This is a genomic window from Nitrospira sp. Nam80, assembly GCF_965152575.1.
In genome coordinates, this window is the sequence record NZ_OZ224216.1 from 3661374 (window position 1) to 3679633 (window position 18260).

Annotated in this window: 13 protein-coding genes; 9 read left to right on the forward strand and 4 right to left on the reverse strand. The window is 53.8% G+C overall.

Annotated features, from left to right (window positions below):
• Positions 1-20: 20 nt before the first annotated feature.
• The 3 genes from ACWGXE_RS17300 to ACWGXE_RS17310 all read right to left on the reverse strand — a co-directional run bounded on the left by ACWGXE_RS17300 (position 21) and on the right by ACWGXE_RS17310 (position 3692).
• Positions 21-1151 (reverse strand): glycosyltransferase, encoded by a 1131-nt coding sequence (locus tag ACWGXE_RS17300; RefSeq protein ID WP_447599252.1) that lies wholly within the window; start codon positions 1149-1151, stop codon positions 21-23.
• Between the two features lie 181 nt (positions 1152-1332).
• The gene (locus tag ACWGXE_RS17305) at positions 1333-2472 is read right to left on the reverse strand and encodes a hypothetical protein (RefSeq protein WP_447599253.1); all 1140 of its coding nucleotides are present in this window, start codon (positions 2470-2472) and stop codon (positions 1333-1335) included.
• A gap of 500 nt (positions 2473-2972) precedes the next feature.
• On the reverse strand, positions 2973-3692 hold the full coding sequence (locus ACWGXE_RS17310) for a class I SAM-dependent methyltransferase (protein WP_447599254.1): 720 nt from the start codon (positions 3690-3692) through the stop codon (positions 2973-2975).
• 115 nt (positions 3693-3807) lie between these two features.
• On the opposite strand from ACWGXE_RS17310, the gene ACWGXE_RS17315 reads away from it, so the two are divergent.
• The 9 genes from ACWGXE_RS17315 to ACWGXE_RS17355 all read left to right on the forward strand — a co-directional run bounded on the left by ACWGXE_RS17315 (position 3808) and on the right by ACWGXE_RS17355 (position 16883).
• The gene (locus tag ACWGXE_RS17315) at positions 3808-4560 is read left to right on the forward strand and encodes an ABC transporter permease (protein ID WP_447599255.1); all 753 of its coding nucleotides are present in this window, start codon (positions 3808-3810) and stop codon (positions 4558-4560) included.
• Positions 4561-4620: 60 nt separating this feature from the next.
• Positions 4621-5907 (forward strand): ABC transporter ATP-binding protein, encoded by a 1287-nt coding sequence (locus ACWGXE_RS17320; protein WP_447599256.1) that lies wholly within the window; start codon positions 4621-4623, stop codon positions 5905-5907.
• Positions 5908-6090: 183 nt separating this feature from the next.
• On the forward strand, positions 6091-7275 hold the full coding sequence (locus ACWGXE_RS17325; RefSeq protein ID WP_447599257.1) for a glycosyltransferase family 2 protein: 1185 nt from the start codon (positions 6091-6093) through the stop codon (positions 7273-7275).
• Positions 7227-8600 carry a glycosyltransferase family 2 protein gene (locus ACWGXE_RS17330; RefSeq protein WP_447599258.1) on the forward strand — a complete coding sequence of 458 codons (1374 nt, stop codon included), beginning with the start codon at positions 7227-7229 and terminating at the stop codon, positions 8598-8600. Before ACWGXE_RS17325 ends, ACWGXE_RS17330 begins: the two co-directional genes overlap by 49 nt.
• A complete protein-coding gene (locus ACWGXE_RS17335) occupies positions 8581-10926 on the forward strand; it encodes a glycosyltransferase (protein WP_447599259.1) in 2346 nt (781 codons plus the stop codon). Before ACWGXE_RS17330 ends, ACWGXE_RS17335 begins: the two co-directional genes overlap by 20 nt.
• Positions 10892-12484: a hypothetical protein gene (locus ACWGXE_RS17340; RefSeq protein ID WP_447599260.1), complete on the forward strand. Its 1593-nt coding sequence runs from the start codon at positions 10892-10894 to the stop codon at positions 12482-12484. The genes ACWGXE_RS17335 and ACWGXE_RS17340 overlap by 35 nt, the downstream gene beginning before the upstream one ends.
• Positions 12485-12776: 292 nt before the next feature.
• A complete protein-coding gene (locus tag ACWGXE_RS17345; RefSeq protein WP_447603782.1) occupies positions 12777-13916 on the forward strand; it encodes a TonB family protein in 1140 nt (379 codons plus the stop codon).
• 28 nt (positions 13917-13944) lie between these two features.
• Positions 13945-14406 carry a hypothetical protein gene (locus ACWGXE_RS17350; RefSeq protein ID WP_447599261.1) on the forward strand — a complete coding sequence of 154 codons (462 nt, stop codon included), beginning with the start codon at positions 13945-13947 and terminating at the stop codon, positions 14404-14406.
• An 83-nt stretch (positions 14407-14489) separates the two neighbouring features.
• The gene (locus ACWGXE_RS17355) at positions 14490-16883 is read left to right on the forward strand and encodes a TonB-dependent receptor family protein (protein ID WP_447599262.1); all 2394 of its coding nucleotides are present in this window, start codon (positions 14490-14492) and stop codon (positions 16881-16883) included.
• A gap of 290 nt (positions 16884-17173) precedes the next feature.
• Here ACWGXE_RS17355 and ACWGXE_RS17360 read toward each other — a convergent pair whose 3' ends face one another.
• Positions 17174-18211 carry an FAD:protein FMN transferase gene (locus ACWGXE_RS17360; RefSeq protein ID WP_447599263.1) on the reverse strand — a complete coding sequence of 346 codons (1038 nt, stop codon included), beginning with the start codon at positions 18209-18211 and terminating at the stop codon, positions 17174-17176.
• Between the last annotated feature and the right edge of the window lie 49 nt (positions 18212-18260).

Consider the following 18260-nt stretch of genomic DNA (forward strand, 5'->3'; position numbering starts at 1 on the left):
TCGAGCCTTACCTGATCCAATCATGGTCGACTCCCGCTTCCAATTGAGGCCGACTTAGATGTTCGGGCGATCATCGTCTGAAAGAACATCGCCAGTCGGGGTACAAGGCCATAGCAAACCAACCCGGCCGCAAACGCCAGACCGCCGTAGGCGAATGACAGCCAGTGCAGAGGAATAACAGCCAAGGCGAATACAAAACCTCGCCGCGCGATAAAAAAACGATAGAGAGGAGCATTGAAGATCAACAGGAGCAGCACCAAACTTGCCGGCACAATAATCAACGCCGGCAACCATGCAGCCAGGGCCGAGGTCGGAAGAAGAGCAAACACCGTAAGAACGCTGAGGCGGTCGGAATATCGCAAATTGAGATCGTTGCGGAAGATGTGGTGCCGCGTGATGAGCTCGGTCCATGGCAGCGCTCGATCTCGAATATCGGAATTGAGAAGCGAGAAGAAGCTCCAGGGTTTCAGATGCTTGACCTGCAGTGTCTTATGGAGGCGGATCGCATGGTTCGCCGCCCGCAAACGGTAGCCCAGATCGATATCTTCAACGCAGGGACGGCGATAGCGCTCATCAAACCCACCCATCGCGGCGAACACCTCCCGCCGGATAGCGCCGCACGCTCCCCAAAATGTCATGGCCTCTTCATTGGATTGCTGGTGCACGTAGTGATGCAAAAGATTTTTGTACTGCGAGATGACGCCTGGTGCGGCCGGATCACAATCATAGGAGCCCATGATCGCAGCCGCATGCGGGGCGCCCTCGAAGGCTTCGATCACTCGATGAATAAGGTCGGGAGGAACCGCCACATCAGCATCGATGAACAAGAGGATTTCACCGCGCGCTCGCCACGCTCCCTCATTTCTCGCCCGGGCGGGGCCTCCTCGTTCAGCAAGACGGATGACTTGGGCATTAAATTGAGCGGCCATATCAGCCGAACCGTTGGTATCCCCGTCGCTTACCACAATAAGTTCAAGCGGCGGTGGTTGTAACGCGCTCACGGTTTCCAAACAACGCCGAAATTTTTCTCCGCCGTTGTGAACGGGAATCACGATGGAGATTTTCAGAGAGTGGTCCGCGCTACGATCAATCGCAACCGGCCTGGCTTTCTCTGCTCTCGGATTTTGGTTTCTATTATCAATATCAGCCACGTGCATTACAACCCAGGGTCCTTTACGTCCCTGCGAATCACCTTAACAATACTGCGGCGAGAGGGCGGCGAAGCGCGAGCTATAGAGATGTCCAGCGGCGAGAGGAGCCGAGGTCGAAAGTCGTGAGGCCACCGATAACAGGCGCATGTCCGTCATGATACTCGGAAATTAACGATCCATGTCAATACGAAACTGATGCTTCAGCATAGTTTTTACTGAGCCGCGACGGATTCTCGATTGAATAGGAGGATCTTTGCTTCAGGCGGCGTCTTTCACTCAATACTGTAATGGAGAACGGATGCAGATCGATGCGGGTTGGATCGGCGATTTCAACATCGGGGAGCTGTTCCCATATCGGAGCGGTATCGGTCGGTCCTGCGCCTCTGAATACCCATCGCTCCAAGGACTTCGACGTCACTGGACGGGTGGTGGAAATGGAGGCCGCTTGATGGCTGGATTCCTTATTTAGTAGAAAAATTGTCAACTCTTCCCCTTCCTGCATGTAGGAGGCATAGGCACGGACAGGGTCATGGCTTGCCGCGGCCACCAACTGACCGCCGCTATACTGCCCCCAAATGGCAAGTGCTCGCCCCACCGGAAGCAATTCATTGGCAGAAGTTAAGGCATCGTAGACACTAGGCGGGAATCGTTCGTCTATCCACCTGGTCGTCCAGAGGTGAATGAAATCAATCTCGGGTATGGAGAGCAATTGCCCAAAGAGGTCAAATGCAACCAGGGCATGACCTAAATCATTGTCGTTCGCCCAGGTGAAAATCGGCGACCAATCCCCTACGTTGGCCTCGGTAACCGCGATGCGCAAGCGCTTTCTATCCTGCGCCGGCGCATAGACGTTCACGGCTTCGATCACATCGGCGATAGGGTCCGTCGGGTTGACCGATCTCAAGCGGTAATAGTCATAGCTTTCCCAGCCCCACACCGGATAAACATGAACACTTAAAAAGTCTATTTTGGATGCAGCCAAAGAAAGGACCTCGCGCCACCACTCCAAACCAAGTCCGTTGGCGCCGATCTTAATAGTGGGATCCACCGCCTTCATGGCATCCGAAAATTCCTCCAAGTCAGCGGCATATTGTTCGGCGATGGTGGACCCGTTATTGGAATCGAGATAACTTTCATTCCCAATTTCCCAATACTTCACCGCATAACCCTTGGTAATGTTTGCATAGCGCACCCATTCGACGGCTGTCCTCAGGAGCCGGGATTTGTCGGGAGCAGTCCCCCCATCTCCAGCCGGTTTGTACATGGAGTCATAGCAGACGACCAGGACCGGCTCGGCGCCCAACTCGTTTGCAATCGCCATGAACTCGTCAAAATCCAACGTGTCGCGTAAGGTTATTCGATCTGGGAAAGTAAATCGGACATCGTTCGCAGGCCATTCTTCTCTTCCCGTTCTCGCGAGTGTGGGGATACTTTTGGTAAACGGCGGGACCGACCACAAATAGCCGTCTGAATCCTCTCCCCCGGGAAACCGTAGCGACCCTACTCCCATCTCTCTGAGGGCCGCTTGCAGAGGCCTTGGCGGTCGGCGGTCTGCCTCATCATCCAAGAGAAAATTGAGATTAATTCCCAGGCGCGCCTTCGTCAGGCCCGCCTTCTTCCTATTCGTGTCGATGAGAACGGCGCCGGAGGCGAGTGAGGACAGCGATAGGAAGTCCTCCCTGCCGACTCCCTGCGTTTGCCGGCAACCGGTCAACATCGCAACAACGACCAACCCAAGACCGACCGTCCCCGTCGCGATCCGGAAGAGTTCTTGGAGGTGCGTACGGCGGCTTCCGATTAGAATGCTATCTATGGCTCTCATCACGTACTGGCACTGAATCTGAGAATGTGTCGAGAATAGACGGTCTCGTGGACAACCTTCAATTCCTGCTGAGCTTCAGACCACTCCTTAAGCTCCTGCAGCCAGGGGATTTTCCGGCCACCGACAGTGGCGTACATTTTCTGTGGTGTGATACAGATCGGGCTTAGCCGACCGCTCAATACCGCCTCCCATGTTGCGGCCGCCACTCCTGGGGTATGGGCCGACCTATAATCGTCAATAGCGACGACACCGCCTGGTTTCAAGAGGTCGGAAACCGTACGAATATCTTGACGTACAACTCGATACAGGTGGCTCCCGTCAACATGGATGAACCGGAAGGTTTTCGTCAGCTTCGCAAAGTCCTTGATCCGACCGGAACTGCATACCAATATTTCCGGTAGCACCGGATGGACTTGAAGGTAGCGTAATTCGAAGGTTTGCCGACCAAGCTCGGGATACCAGGCTTCCTTCTCGGCCTGATTCTCAGCGCTCCTTGCCCGATTGCCGAATAAATCGCAGACGATAAACCGCTCGTTCGTCCCGCGGAGAAATCCCAAAAATGCGGCACTTTTGCCGCAATACACGCCGATCTCCAAAAAATCTCCACTCATGCGGCGACCGGTCTGTATCGTATTGATCGCCTCAAACACGATCGCATCTTCGCGGTAGAACCATCCCTCAATGTCTTGTACGGCTTTGAAGTATGTATGTGGATCCAACGTCAGTCTCCGCGCATCGGATTTGCCGCTGTGTGCAAAAAGAGTCTTGACTTGAGCCGGCCCCTCTTTCTAAGCTTTCTGATCTGACTAATTGCCTCCTACCGATTGATCTCGAGTGATTTATTCCGCCGATCTGATATGGCATTTGGTGCAGCGTGATTTCCAGCTCAGCCACATCGGCTCATGCCTTGGAGTCGGTTGGCGGATTCTTCTTCCGCTGGCCCAACTCGCATTGCTGGTTCTCGTTTTTGGTTCCGTAGTCCCACTCGATATTCCGGACTATCCCGCGTTCATTTACAGCGCTTTGCTTCCATGGCTGTGGTTCAACAGCACATTAGGTTCGTCCGGTTTTCTTTTTCTGGGCAATCGCGATCTTTTGCGCCGGCCGAACTTTTCTCCCATTGTACTGATTGTTGCGAATATGATTTCAACCTTGATTACCTTTCTCCTCAGTCTTCCGCTTCTCTTTTTCCTCCTCGCGTGGTACGAGAGGCCGGTGAGCGGCGCGGTAGTGTTTTTTCCTTTAATCCTTCTCGTTCAAGGCGTCCTGATCTTTGGGCTCAGCCTTATCATTGCGACCTACAATGTGTTTTATCGCGATATCGCCCATTTTGTGAGTATTACGCTGCCCATGCTTTTCTTCATTACTCCGGTTTTTTACCGCCCGGTGACTGAGGTGGAATATAGCTCCTGGTTTCAATTGAATCCCATGACGGCGTTGGTCCGAGCCTATCGGGCGGTTTTCTTCCACGGCGCCATGCCGGAATGGGGCGCCATCCTTATCGTGGCCGCGATCAGTCTGGCTCTACTGTGGGCAAGCTATGCGGCGTATCGAAATCGGTTACCGGACATCATTGATATTTTATGACGGTCGCAACGCTTCGATTCCGCGCCGGCCGGTGCATCTGACGACACGGGGACCGTTATCATGCCGTTGGCGATAAAGGCTGACCATCTCACCAAGCGTTACCGCGTCCTGCGCAACCGCCCAGTGACGCTTCGGGAATCATTGCTGCATCACCTTACCGGAAGCGCCGCGGTTCAAGACCATGTCTTGGCGCTTGATGATGTCACGTTCTCAATTGAACAAGGACAGATCCTTGGAATCGTCGGTCACAACGGTGCGGGTAAGAGTACGCTCTTACGTCTCTTATGCGGCCTGGGCCGCCCAACATCCGGTCGAGTCATGTCGAACGGGATGGTCAACGGACTTCTTGAACTGGGAACCGGTTTTCACCCGGAGCTGACGGGGCGCCAAAATATTATGACAACGGGCATCCTGAACGGGCTTCGGCGTTCAGAAGTGTCCGAGAGACAGAATGCCATCATCGCGTTCGCCGAGCTGGAAGACTTTATCGATCAGCCGGTGCGGACATATTCCAGCGGGATGTACCTGAGGTTGGCTTTCGCAGCCGCCATGGAATTTGATCCTTCCATCCTTATCATCGACGAAGTCCTCACGGTCGGCGACGAACGGTTTCAACAGAAATGCCTCGAACGCATTCAGACATTCCGGGCGCGAGGCAAGACCTTGATCGTCACATCCCATGATGCCGGCCTCATTCAAAGCCTCTGCGACCAGGTCCTGGTCCTTGAAGAAGGACGGGTCGTCATACAGGGAGATCCCAAAAGCGCGTTGACCTGCTATCACGATCTCATGCGTGAACGCACCAATCGCCGAGCCTCTCTTGTATCGTCCAGGTCCGTGCTGCCTCATCTCTTGAATGCTCAAGGAAGCCGGCAAGGCACGCAAGAGGCCGCCATTACATCCGTCCAGCTGATCTCCCGTGGCAAGGAGATCGTCGAACCGCTCAGTAAAGGACAGGACCTCACGATCGAGCTGATGATCGAACTCCACGTTCCCTCTACGGATCTGGCCTGTACCGTCGGCATCTTCAGCGAAACCCATGTGAAATGTTTTGAGGCCGTGATCGCCTCGATGAAGACCACGTTCGGCGCGGTTCAGGTCAAAAGTATGCTGCAATGCAAAATTACATCATTGCCGCTGCTTCCGGGAACTTACTTTGTCAACGTGGGTCTCTTTCCAACCGATTGGAGCTTCGTCTACGACTTTCATTGGCAGATGCATCCGTTCACCTTGGTTTCGGAAGCAGTGCCGGGCATCAATGCAGCCGGAGTGGTATCGTTGCAGGCCGAATGGGCCATCACATCGGTTCCAGCAGCCAGCACCCTCCGATCGGCCTCATCCATGTGACGCGCAAACAATCCTTCCGACTCATCATTCATTCCGGAAAATCCAAGTGCAACAATGACTCCGGCGAGACGCTTTAATTTGAACGGACGGACGTAGTAGCATACCCGTCCACCAGGCTATATAGGGGGCCATTTTCATCTTTGCCCTTCGTACGCTTGAACAGCCGCTCGAGGTCGTGACTCTATGCCAACCGCCGTGCTTGATTTGGAGTTTGCTCATCTGCCGCGGGAGATTACCGGGTTGGAGCGCTATCATGGAGCCTACATCCTGATCCGATTACGGGGCGTCCCAATCGCACAGATAACTTTGCCTGTCTTCGAGGGTCGTATTGACGGCATGGAATTGCGTTCAGCGGCGGTTCGAGCCGGTGGCTGGCAGCTTTGGGAGACATGGTTACACCAGTCGTTGGAATGGGATCAAATCCAGTTGGGCTATAATCCGCCCCCCTTATCGACGGTTGCAATATGCACACGGGATCGGCCTCACGATGTCCGCCGTTGCCTCGAAGCTCTTTCACGCCTGGAAGATGACGGACAGGAATTGTTGGTCGTCGACAATTGTCCTTCCACCGACGAGACTCGGCGCGTGGTCGAGACTTTTGCGCGCGTGCGCTACGTCAGAGAGGATATTCCGGGATTGAATGTCGCGAGAAACCGGGCACTAGAGGAAGCTGCGCACGATATCGTCGCCTTCACAGACGATGATGCCGCTCCGGGCCGCGGATGGTTGCGGGCATTGATCCGTAACTTCAATGATCCTCTGGTGTATTGCGTGACAGGGCTGACGCTGCCGATGGAACTTGAGACGGAGGCGCAGGAATGGCATGAGCGGTATAGCACGTTCGGACGGGGCTTCAAGAGGCGCTTGTTCGAACGTGCATCCATTAATCCCATGGCAGCCGGTCAAATCGGGGCGGGAGTCAATATGGCGATGCGCAAGAGCGCGTTGGCGCTGGTCGGCCGGTTTGATGAAGCACTGGACGCAGGCACGCGAACGAGATCGGGCGGGGATTCCGAGATGTTTTCGAGATTGCTCGCCGCCGGATGCCGCATCGTGTATGAACCGCGGGCGGTCAGCTGGCACCGCCACCGGAGGACGTGGACCGAGTTGAGAAAGATGATCTACGGATATGGCGTAGGGGTATACGCGGCTTGGACGCGAAGTTTTCTTGTCGAGCACGAATGGTCCATGTTTCGCTTGGCGGCAAGGTGGTTTTTTGAAACTCAACTCCCGAATCTTTTCCGTTCAGCCCTATGGCGATCCTCGCCGGTGCATTTTGATCTGGGCCTCCTGGAGCTTCGAGGGTGCATCGCGGGCCCATGGCATTATCTCGCTTCACGCGCGGCCGTCCGCAAGAGAACACGATAGTGGACCGCGACGTGCCTGCCGTCAGTATTGTGATTCCTACCCGTAATCGATGCGGCTCCCTTCGGCGCACCCTGGACGCGTTGAACACCCAAATTACCTCTTCAACAATGGAGGTCTTGGTGGTCCTTGACGCCTGCACCGACGACACAGCGCATATACTGGAACGGTATGAGGCGAATTTCAGGCTTCGGACGCTGGCTCTCGATCCTCCGCACAAGGGACCCGCGACGGCGAGGAACCTCGGGGCGCGTTCTGCTCGAGGCCCCTTGCTTCTCTTCCTGGACGACGATGTGGTACCAGACGCCTGTCTCGTGCAGGCGCATATCGACGCGCACAGGGCGATTCCAAACTCCGTCGTCCTGGGCCCCTATCTGCCTGTGATGCAGCGCGGCGCGGATTGTTTCCGTGTTCTGCAGCAAACATGGTGGAACGATAAGTTCGTCTCGCTTCAACAGTATGGTCACAGGTTTTCCTATACAGACGTTCTTACCGGCAACCTCTCTATCCAGACGCACCGGTTTGCTGAAGTCGGCGGCTTTGATGAGCGCTTTCCGGCGGCGCATGAAGACTATGAATTGGGCCTGCGCCTCATTCAAGCAGGACTCCGTATCGTTGTTGCGAGAAACGCAACCGCGCGTCACCATGAGCACGAGCATATGACGGTTGAACGGTCATTCGAACGTGCACGGATGGAGGGCCGCGCGGATGTGCTTCTGGCGCATCGCCATGCGAGTGTGATCCACACGTTGCTCTTTGTGATCTTGTATGAGCAATCGGCTCTGCCCCATCGAGTTATCCGCTGGCTGGCTTATGACCGCCCGTCGCTCGGCGATACACTCGCAAAGTTCCTCGGCTCCTTTCTGCCGCTGCTTGATGGCTGCCGCTTCAGGGTTAGCTTTCATAGAATCTACAAAGGGCTCCGATACTATTGGTACCTGCGGGGTGCGGCACAAGAGGCCGGGAGCGCTTCCGCGGTGAGTGTCTTGCTGGAAAACAATCGGCTGCTGAGCCAACAACACCATGAAACTCATCTTGATTTGCGTAAGGGCCTGACGGAAGCGGAGGCACAATTGGATCACGAGCGCCCCGAAGCCGCACGGCTATGGTATGGTCGGCAATTTATCGGAAGAATACCGTTTCTTCCCGGGAGCGAACGTCTACGTGGTGAACATCTACGACCTGTATTGGCCTCTTCCTTATCTTGGCGCTACCTAATGTGTCTGGTGATGGAAACGGCCGGCCAATCGCCTGTTGGGCATTCCACCGCCGATTTTTTTCAATCACTGGCCGTCGACGAGACTTCGCATGCCGGTAAAACTAATTGACTGGGACCTTTCAGAGCCGCTGCAGGCAATTTGGGGGATGGAAGGATACGAAGGTCTCAGTGTGCTGGTCCGCTATCACGGCAAACCGATCGGATGGGCCTATGCCGTCGGATCCAACCGCAGCTTTGTTTCGTCTGATCAAGTCTTGCATGCGATCGACAATCAAATCAGTTGGCAATGTGTTGAGGCGGTATTAGGCGAAGGTCCCCGCGATATCGACGAGGTCCCCGATAAAGTTCCCCCGATCAGTGTCATCGTGTGCTGCGGCGATTTGACGAGGCGCATCACCGATTGCCTCACCCACCTTCGGCAGCTTGCCTATCCTCAGCGAGAAATTATTGTCGTTGATTATGGGGCTCATCCCCAGCCTGCCGAGGTGTATGAGGAGCTTGACTGGCGCGTTATTCGTATGGAGCAAGCCAACCTAAGCGTGGCCCGAAATCGGGGAATCACTGAAGCGCGTCACGATATCGTGGCATTTATCGATGCGGACGGCTATCCCGATCGTGAATGGTTAAATGCCATCGGTCGTGCGTTCAGGTCACCCGGCATCACAGCAGTTTGCGGCCTCGTGGTTCCAACAGAGTTAGAAACCCCATCGCAATTTCAATTTGACCATGGAGGGTACGGCTTCGGCAAAGGATTGGAGCGCAGGGTGTGGCGCGGAAGACACCTCGACCAGCGGCGGCTCCTACAGGTGGAAGATTTCGGCAGCGGCGCAAATATGGCATTCCGTCGCTCGGTGTTGGATGAACTCGGAGCCTTTGATCCTCGGTATGGCATTGATTTAATCAGTGGAGGAAGCGAGGTCGAACTCTTGCATCGCCTCCTGGCAAGCGGCCACACCTTACTATACGAACCGAGCATCCTTACATGGCATGCCCCTAAGCGTGATCCCGATTCACTCCGTAGGATTGCTTACGAACATGGGAAATCCGCAGGGCTGTACCTATTCATGTGTTTCCGCAAGCACACGGTGCGTCGCGGTGCGCTCATAGGGTTTCTTTTTCAAGACTGGGCATGGCGACGCATTTTCAAGCGCTTGCTTCGTCCTGGAAAGGCCACGCGAACATTGGTCCTCGCCGAATTGGCGGGCGCCTTCGCTAGTCCCCTCACGTTCCTGAAAAGCCGAAAGCGGTTCGGCAAGTTGGCCGAAGCCGCGCATGCTGCGTCCACCGCGTTGCAGCAATCGCTGACCAAGCGCCGGAGGAAGATCAGCGAGATTCAATCACCCGCTCCGGATCTCTCGCTTGACGATCCGAACGTTAGCCGGATCACAATCGTAAGGACCTGGTATCCTCACTGGGGAGCCTATTCGGGCATCCACCAATATCTGAGACATCTGAATCGGCAGAAATACCGCTCGGCGACCCTCCTGGTGCATGAAAACGACTCCCAATTTCCGGTCCGAAATAGCCGGCTTCGGGATTGGCTTCGTTATCGGTGCCAAAAACACGACATGGCCTGGTATAACCTCAGCGATCTGAGGGCGGAGTTCTCCATTCTCACATCATGTATCTTTGAATGTCCGGATATCGTGCACTATCTGGACGGGGAGCATGCCGCGCAGTGGGTGCCCCGGCTCTCCTCTCTTCCGGCTCGGATTCGACCGGCTCTCGTTGTTTCTTATCACCAACCGCCCGACGTGATGGAATATGCGGTTCGTAAAGAGACTATCGGGCGTTTCGACCATGTCATTGCCGTCGCCCCCGAACAAATGGACTTCCTGCATCGATTCACATCGCCGGCAAAAGTGAGTCTTATTCTCCACGGGATCGATACGGAATTCTTCCATCCTTCTCCCAAAGAAATCGCGACGGATAAGGTTCGTTGCATATCGGTCGGTCACAATTACAGAGATTACGCTATGATCCGACAAGTCGCCACAAAGCTCAAAGACAATCGCCGCATTGAGTTCCACATCGTCTCTCCAAAAGCCACAGGGCTGGAGGGTTTCCCCAATGCGGTTTTGCACAACGATGTCGATGATCTCGGCTTATTGAAATTGTACCAGGGCGCCGATATTCTTTTTCTTCCGCTCTTAAAGGCAACCGCGAACAATGCCTTGTTGGAAGGCATTGCATGTGGTTTGCCGGTCATCTCCACATTGCTTCCATCGGTCAAGGCATACGTTCCCGGACCGGAGGCCATGTTGATTGATACCGACGATCCATCCCATTATGCGGATGCCGTCCTTGCCCTCTCTGAGGATATCCAACATCGGCGACAAATGGGTAGGCTAGCCCGCCAGAGAGCCGAACAGTTGAGCTGGCAAAACATAACCGTTCAGTATGAAGCGCTTTATGCAAAACTCGCCGGTCGATAGGCCGATGGATTTCCTGCTTATCTTCGTGCTTTTCCTTTTCACATGCGCGCCTGTCCACGCCGACCAGGAACGGCCGGCTGAACTCATCGCACAGGACATTCGATACATTTCCCACGAAGCCGGTGAGGTTCTTCTTGTTTGGGGCATCAATGATTGGAAAAGGATGCCGGATGACCAGAGACCGGCCGGGACTCTTATAAAAAATTCGGTCATGCATACGCCCATGACTAAACATGAAAACCACTTTGCTGTCACGTTATATGCGGAGGCCGGCACGATCGTGGACTTCGGCTTTTTGGTCACGCGGACCAAGAACGGTATCGATGTGCTGGTATGGGAAGGGGACGGCAAGGATTCCTTTCATCAAAAAGTGCGGAGCGACCATGTCATCAGTGTGTCCTCTGAAGTAAGCCTCCTACAAAGCGGGAAAACACCACCCGATAAATGGGATTCAATTCCCTACCTCATAATCCCCATATTGTGCTTCTTCATTGCATTGAAAGCCGGCATCGTCCTTGTCAAACATAGGGACAAGGTATGGCGGCGTCGAGTTTTACTCCCAGCCTTTAAGAAGCCGCGCCGGCCGTCTACCGCGGGCAATGCAGGGCTTATTGGAATCAGCCTATTGATCGGTTTCGCTCTGACAGAATTGACGCTGTATCTAATAGACCCTGATGGGGGCTTTGGAGCAGCGAGACCTCTGGAGTGGATCCGGCAAGGCGGTCATGAGATCGACCAGTCGATTATGCTCGATCCTACAGTGGGCCTCAGACCCAGACCAAGCCGGGGGCTATATGATGAAAACGGGACTGTGGTAAATTCCTATCCCGCCAGAAAATCTCCCGGCACAGTCCGCATTCTGGTGCTGGGCAGTGCGGCTGTATTTGAAGGCCAACTTGTTGAGGCACTTCGTCATCGTTATGCCGAAAGAGACGTAGAAGTTTGGAACGGCGGAATTCCGTCCTACGGGACCGTTCAGACGATTGATTTCTACCAACAGCATCAATCCCAAATACAGGCTGATAAGATCATTCTTTTCATAGTATCCGGCGATATTGAGACTACGCCCATCGCCTACCGAGACGGCACTCATAATATCGTGGCGCTGATGCCGTATTTGCCGACCAGTTCGTTGAACTCATTCTTGTTTGTCCACAGTCGTTTCTACAGACTTTTGATTGGCATGCAAGCGCTCATCAGCACGGAAGCAGGAGTGCTTCAAGAGATCGGTGCCAAGCTGTCAGATTTGGCTGCGTCATTGAAAACAGATCGGAAAGATTTCTTAGTTGTCGTGCTGCCGTTGCTGTACCCGGAAGAGATGTGGACTCGTGCAGAGCAAGAGCGGCGAAACGCGATTATCAATATGCTTGAGACTCGGGACGTTCAATACGTTGATCTGTTAACCCCGTTCCGCATAGCGATCAATGAAAGGCTTGACGTACGGGAGCATGCCGGAAGTCCATTCGCACCGACAACCGGCTTAGCGAAACGCTTTGTTGCGTATTTAGATGAACAGGACCCCGCAAAGATACTTGATGCAAGAGTGAAGCATCAATAGAAGCAATGCCCGCAACCCCCCGATTCCGTTTCTAGCCTCACTTCATAAATTTCTAGTTGCGTCTTAAATTGAGAAGTATTATCATTCTCTCCGCCATTATCAGCGTGTGATCCGTCTAGCAATCTCAGCGCTTCCCTTCAGCGTCGAGCTTCATATGTGTTTTACCAGCAAGGTTCTCCGAGATCCGGATTGGGTCCCTGCCGACCAATTGGAAAAAGAAAGCGGACACACACTTTATAGAGCAATTATGAGATTCAGCAAAAAAGGCCGGACGCCGTAAGCTGTGGTGACGATGTCTTTAGATGTCGAGATTCTTCCAGACCGGATGTCGGGATGGCTCATCTCTTTGGTCACGCATGCAGTCGTGGCAAGCATGGCTATTCTGTTGATGAACGACCTGCACTTGGCCAAGCAACCCGAGCCGTTTCAATGGGAAGTCTCTGTAACACAATCGTCGGTCCCTCAAGGATCTGAAGTTCCTTCGCCACCGACACCTATCCCCCCACCAACACACAATGTGACTCAAACGCGTACACCAGCACAGAAAGTACCCGTGCCTGCCAGTACACCTATTGAACGGGTTCGGCATGCTACCCACGCCGTTCAATCGGTAGCACCGGTTACCCATCGGGAAAACCGTCATGTTGAGCCGGTGACGCACTCCAGACGCTTACCCGTGGAGCCTACACAGCCTCAGCCGGCGGTAACGCAAGAAACGTCACCCATTGCGCAGGTAGAAACCCGTTCCATCGCCACAAAAACAGCCGCTGCATCGACCACAGAAATTGCTGTAACCGAGTCCGAGCACTCTGTCGTCCAATCACCTCCCATGGTCGAACAGAAGGTTGTCGAGCGAACGGATCCCATAGCTACTGGGCCGGTGGCTGCCTTGGAAAGGACTGTCACAGAGGCGAGCGAGGTGATCAATCCTGTCCCTTCCCGGGTAGAAGTCTCAACACTTGAGACCAAACCCGGTGTAGAGCCGTCCTTGAGTCAACACGCTATTGAAAGTGTTCCAGTTGAAACCTCTCTCGTAGAGACAATGGCGGTTACTGAATCGACTCCGGTTGAGCCAATGCCTCCCGCCCCCATCCAGCAGGCATCAATTCAGAATCTGCCCATACAGTCTATGCCTGCGGCGAAGGCCGATTATGATTGGCTACTCGACACACTGTGGAGGCGAGTTGAGAAGCTGAAGCGTTATCCGCACATCGCGAGAGCCAATCGTTGGGAAGGTCTGGTCATTCTGCAGGCGGTGATCGACGGCAACGGGCAGCTTCTCGATCTGAAGGTTGCAGAAAGTTCGGGATATGCGGTGCTCGACCAAGATGCAATGGATGTCCTGAAAAGATCTTGCCCTCTTCACTTGAAACATTCGTTGGGGAAGCCGCAGGTGGAACTCCGGATTCCCATCAACTATAAACTTCGGTAGACAATGGCGGAAACAGGAGGGTACGGCATTGAACACATATTCATTCGGCATTCAAAGAGTTTTGCTTATTCTTGTCGCAGCGATATCTTATGAGTTCTTCCAACAAGCTTGGTGCTCGGCTGAGGGTCAAGGTAAGGATCGCTCCTTCAACGCAGTCATAACGGACTCTCAAGGCATAGAATCCGAAGTCAAGAACGTCCTCTTTTATTGGGAAGAAAAAGTCAGTGAGACGGCATTCGTACCTCACGAACTGCGGGATGTGCCTGTCAAGAAAGGAGCGGCAACCATTAAAGTGAGGTTTGATCAGATCAGGCAGATCGACATCAAACCAGCCCCGGATTCCGGCAGCTCCCCGGCCCTTGTAATCAGCTTAGCCAGTGGCAAAACCGGTGAATTTTCACTGGCAATTAATGGAAGTTTCAAGGGGTTGTCTGATTTTGGTGAAGCGGAGTTTCCTGCCAACGGGTTAAGAAGAATCGTTCTTAAATAATCGTTCCTTCATGGCTACTCGCCGACAGTTCGTCACCATTCTCAATTAGTTCAAAGCAAGCACCGGGTAAAGGAGGGAAGCGTATGCGTGGGCAACCAATTCGTCCGTTATTGAGAATAAGAACTAGAATTGTTATCGCCTTAATCGTATTACTCATGACTGTCGGTAATCCTTACGGTCCCCAAGCCAGTGATCAAACCCATCCTAAGGATGAGACTCTGCAGACGGAGCCGTTCGGCACCACCGAGGAGGATCAGAAATCCTCTGTCATTCCCTCCAAACCACAGGGTCCGACAGCCCCGCGCGAGGAACCGCTACATGTCCCACTCACGGAAGTGATTGGAACCGGCCCCGAAGCGTTGGAACACATTCCCGGATCCGGACGAGTTGTTACGCAGAAAGAAATCTGGGAAAACCATCGCATGACAGTCAACGAGGCACTTCGAGAAGTACCAGGTGTAAACGTGCGAGATGAAGAAGGCTTAGGTCTACGCCCAAACATCGGCATCCGCGGTCTCGACCCCACTCGAAGTCGAAAAGTCCACATTATGGAAGACGGTGTACCGATCATGTTAATGCCTTACGGGGACCCCTCATCCTACTATTTCCCACCGATCTTTCGATTTGACAGGATTGAGGTTCTGAAAGGGAGTGGCCAGCTACTCTATGGCCCTCAGAGCATCGGCGGTGTGATGAATTTCATTACAAAGATGCCGCCTCGCGCTCCACAAGGAAACCTCGAATTCAGAGGTGGCAATCTGAATTATTTCAACACACACTTCGACTACGGAGGCACTTGGGGAAAGAGCGGATACCTTGTCGACTACACCCACTTCCAAAGCGATAGCCCGCGCTTCACCAATAACCGTGTTAGAGTGGACGACATCACGTTCAAAACGGTTCAAGAGATTAGCGATCGTACTACCATTCTCGCCAAGTTCAACTATTACGGCGAGGAGTCCAAGCTCGGCTACCAGGGATTCACGGAAGCGGATTGGGGAGCTCGCGGAGGTGACCGCCAAACTCCATTCACACACGACAAATTCGATTTTCGCCGAATTGGCGCACATATCGCTGTTCAGCACACATTCAACGCCAGCCTCAGCATGACGACGAACTTCTTCGGTCACTATATTTCACGCGATTGGATGCGGCAAAACCAACAGGGGGTCGATGCTAACGGCAACCCCATCGGACCGAGTGTCACGGGAAACAATATTCCCGCGACAGCGTTCAGCGTCGTGCCCGCCAATCAGAGTTTCACCAACGGCCGCGAATATTGGGTCTATGGAGTCGAGCCGCGCTTTCACTTGGCTCATCACCTCTTCGGGATTGCGAGTGAAGCCGATTTCGGGGCGCGGGCCATGTATGAGCAATCGGATCGCAAGCAGTTCCTGAATCAATTATCGGGCGCCGGCGGGATGTTTACGTGTTTTGTCACAGACCCCAACGGTCTATGTTTGAACGAAAACAATATCCGAAAGACGGCCGCCTATTCGCTGTTTTTCCAGAATCGTTTCTTCGTGACGGACCAGATAACCATTACGCCGGGATTCCGTGTCGAAAACGTGAACTATGAACAGTACAACAAGCGCAACCCGCCGGCAGAGACGTTCGCAAAAACTAGTGTTACCGAGGTACTACCGGGAATTGGGGCAACCTATTCCCCCTTCGACAATTACACTTTCTTTGCCGGAGTTCACCGCGGATTTGCACCACCGTCCATCTCGGACGCCATCACCGGAGCTTTTTCGCCCGGCCCAAGCGTCATCAATGACCTCGATCCGGAACTCAGTTGGAACTATGAATTGGGTGTGCGAAGCACTCCGGTTCAGTGGCTCGGATATGAGCTGACGTTGTTCGAAATGGACTTCCAGAATCAAATTGTTTCTCAGTCGGTCGCCGGAGGAACGGGTGCTACTCTGACAAATGCGGGCAGAACTCGGCATCGCGGCATCGAAGTCGGAATCAAAGCTGACATGTTCGATATGATCAAAAGTCAGAACAGGGACCAAGACGTTATTTTGGATGTCAATTACACCTGGCTTGCGGAAGCAGACTTCCGAGGCAATAGAAACAGTTCTATTACCGGTGCAGCGCTTCTGCCGGATGAACCAACTGTGGTGAGCGTCAGCGGGAACCGTCTGCCCTATGCGCCGAAACACATGATTACGGCCGGTTTGGGCTACACAAATCGTCCCATCGGATTCAATGCCAGAATAGAAACCCAATGCATCAGCGATGTCTTCGCTGATGACCGCAATAGACATGACCCGACACCGAACGGCGCGCGGGGCATTATCCGAGGTTGGTGCGTTCTCAATGCGGCCGTCAATCAGTATGTGAAGCCCATCAATACAACGTTTTACGTGGTAGGCAAGAATCTGCTTGACCAACTGTACATGGTCGATCGGTCACGTGGAATTTATCCCGGTCTTCCCCTTATGGTGCAAGCCGGAGCAAGATGGACTTTCTAAGACGGCAGGAACGCGGAGTCAATTCCGGATACCGCCGGAATTGATCAAGGCTATGTCAGGGGTGGTAGAAGAAAACTTATTGCCCAATGAGCAACCAGCAGAGTTCAACATTGACTGCGGAGATGTTGATATTTCGTCATCCTCTGATATCCAAAAGATGACTCATGATCGAGTAATATAAATCCAACATTCATTATGATTCGGTTCGACTCTATCCGCTTCAAATATGAGCTTGACCACGTTGCGCGGACTTAAGAGAACCTTCGCGCCGCGTGATGTCCAGGGGCGCTTCACTTCCCTGGCATCGACGCGGAGCTTTCGGATCTGCCTGCCAAACTCATCTGCTCCATGTGCACTCGCCCATTAAGGCCCGATGAAATCCACACCCTCCCGTCACGATCCACGATGAGGGCCTCAACCTCCGGTAACCGTTCGACCAGTTCCATGCCGCGTTCGGGGCCTAATACAAAAATCCCAGTGTCCAGGCCATCGGCCATAACTCCCTCTCGCGCAATAATGGTGACGCTTTGACAGGCACGTGCGGGCCAAAGGGTGTGCGGATCCAAAATATGGTGATAAATGACACCGTCCTTCTCAAAAAAACGCTCATAATCTCCCGCCGTTGAAATAGCCTCATCTCGAAGTTCCACACGGGCCAGCAATGCTCCTTCAACACGGGGATGTCTAATACCAAAGGTAAACGCCCCACCGTCCGGCATCCTCCCGAACGTCTTGATGTCGCCGGACAAGGCTACGACTCCAGCCAGAGCTCCAGCTGCTCTCATAGCGGCCACAGCACGGTCCGCCGCAAACCCCTTTCCGATTCCTCCGATATCAATCTGCATATGCGGCCGTGAAAGGAATACCGTCCCCGCTTCCTCATCGAGATGTACCTGCCCGAGGTCAAGAAGAGGCCTTAGACGAACCAACTCGGCATCATCGGGAATTCGCGGTTCCTGAACCACATTCCAGGCTTCCACGGCCGGCCCGACCGCGATATTGAAGGCCCCGTCGGTCAACCGTGCAATCTCCAGCGACCACTTAAGAACGGTCATGGTGTCCGGACTTACTGCAACAGGCTCGAGTCCGGCGGCGGCATTGACGTGAGACAGCTCGCTCGTGGAGATCCAGGTGCTGAGCAGCTCCTCCAGCCGCCGAATCTCAGCGAAGCCGGCCGATATCGCCTGACCGGCACTCTGTTCATTTGAACCGACTGCAGTGATCTGAACCAGAGTGCCCATCAACAATTGGCTGCGTTTCACGGTCTGAAAACGGATAGCGGAATCGGAAGTCCAAGCGCAGCCCCCGGCCAGAAATATGAGCCCCACGATAAAACACCGGAAACAGCGGACCACAACATCTCGCACGCGAGTCGGA

Excerpts from the sequence above, each read along its gene's own strand:
- ACWGXE_RS17305 (WP_447599253.1), bottom strand. The coding sequence starts at position 2,472 with ATGGCGATTGCAAACGAGTTGGGCGCCGAGCCGGTCCTGGTCGTCTGC.
- ACWGXE_RS17320 (WP_447599256.1), top strand. The coding sequence starts at position 4,621 with ATGCCGTTGGCGATAAAGGCTGACCATCTCACCAAGCGTTACCGCGTC.
- ACWGXE_RS17325 (WP_447599257.1), top strand. The coding sequence starts at position 6,091 with ATGCCAACCGCCGTGCTTGATTTGGAGTTTGCTCATCTGCCGCGGGAG.
- ACWGXE_RS17330 (WP_447599258.1), top strand. The coding sequence starts at position 7,227 with ATGGCATTATCTCGCTTCACGCGCGGCCGTCCGCAAGAGAACACGATA.
- ACWGXE_RS17335 (WP_447599259.1), top strand. The coding sequence starts at position 8,581 with ATGCCGGTAAAACTAATTGACTGGGACCTTTCAGAGCCGCTGCAGGCA.
- ACWGXE_RS17340 (WP_447599260.1), top strand. The coding sequence starts at position 10,892 with ATGAAGCGCTTTATGCAAAACTCGCCGGTCGATAGGCCGATGGATTTC.
- ACWGXE_RS17345 (WP_447603782.1), top strand. The coding sequence starts at position 12,777 with ATGTCTTTAGATGTCGAGATTCTTCCAGACCGGATGTCGGGATGGCTC.
- ACWGXE_RS17355 (WP_447599262.1), top strand. The coding sequence starts at position 14,490 with ATGCGTGGGCAACCAATTCGTCCGTTATTGAGAATAAGAACTAGAATT.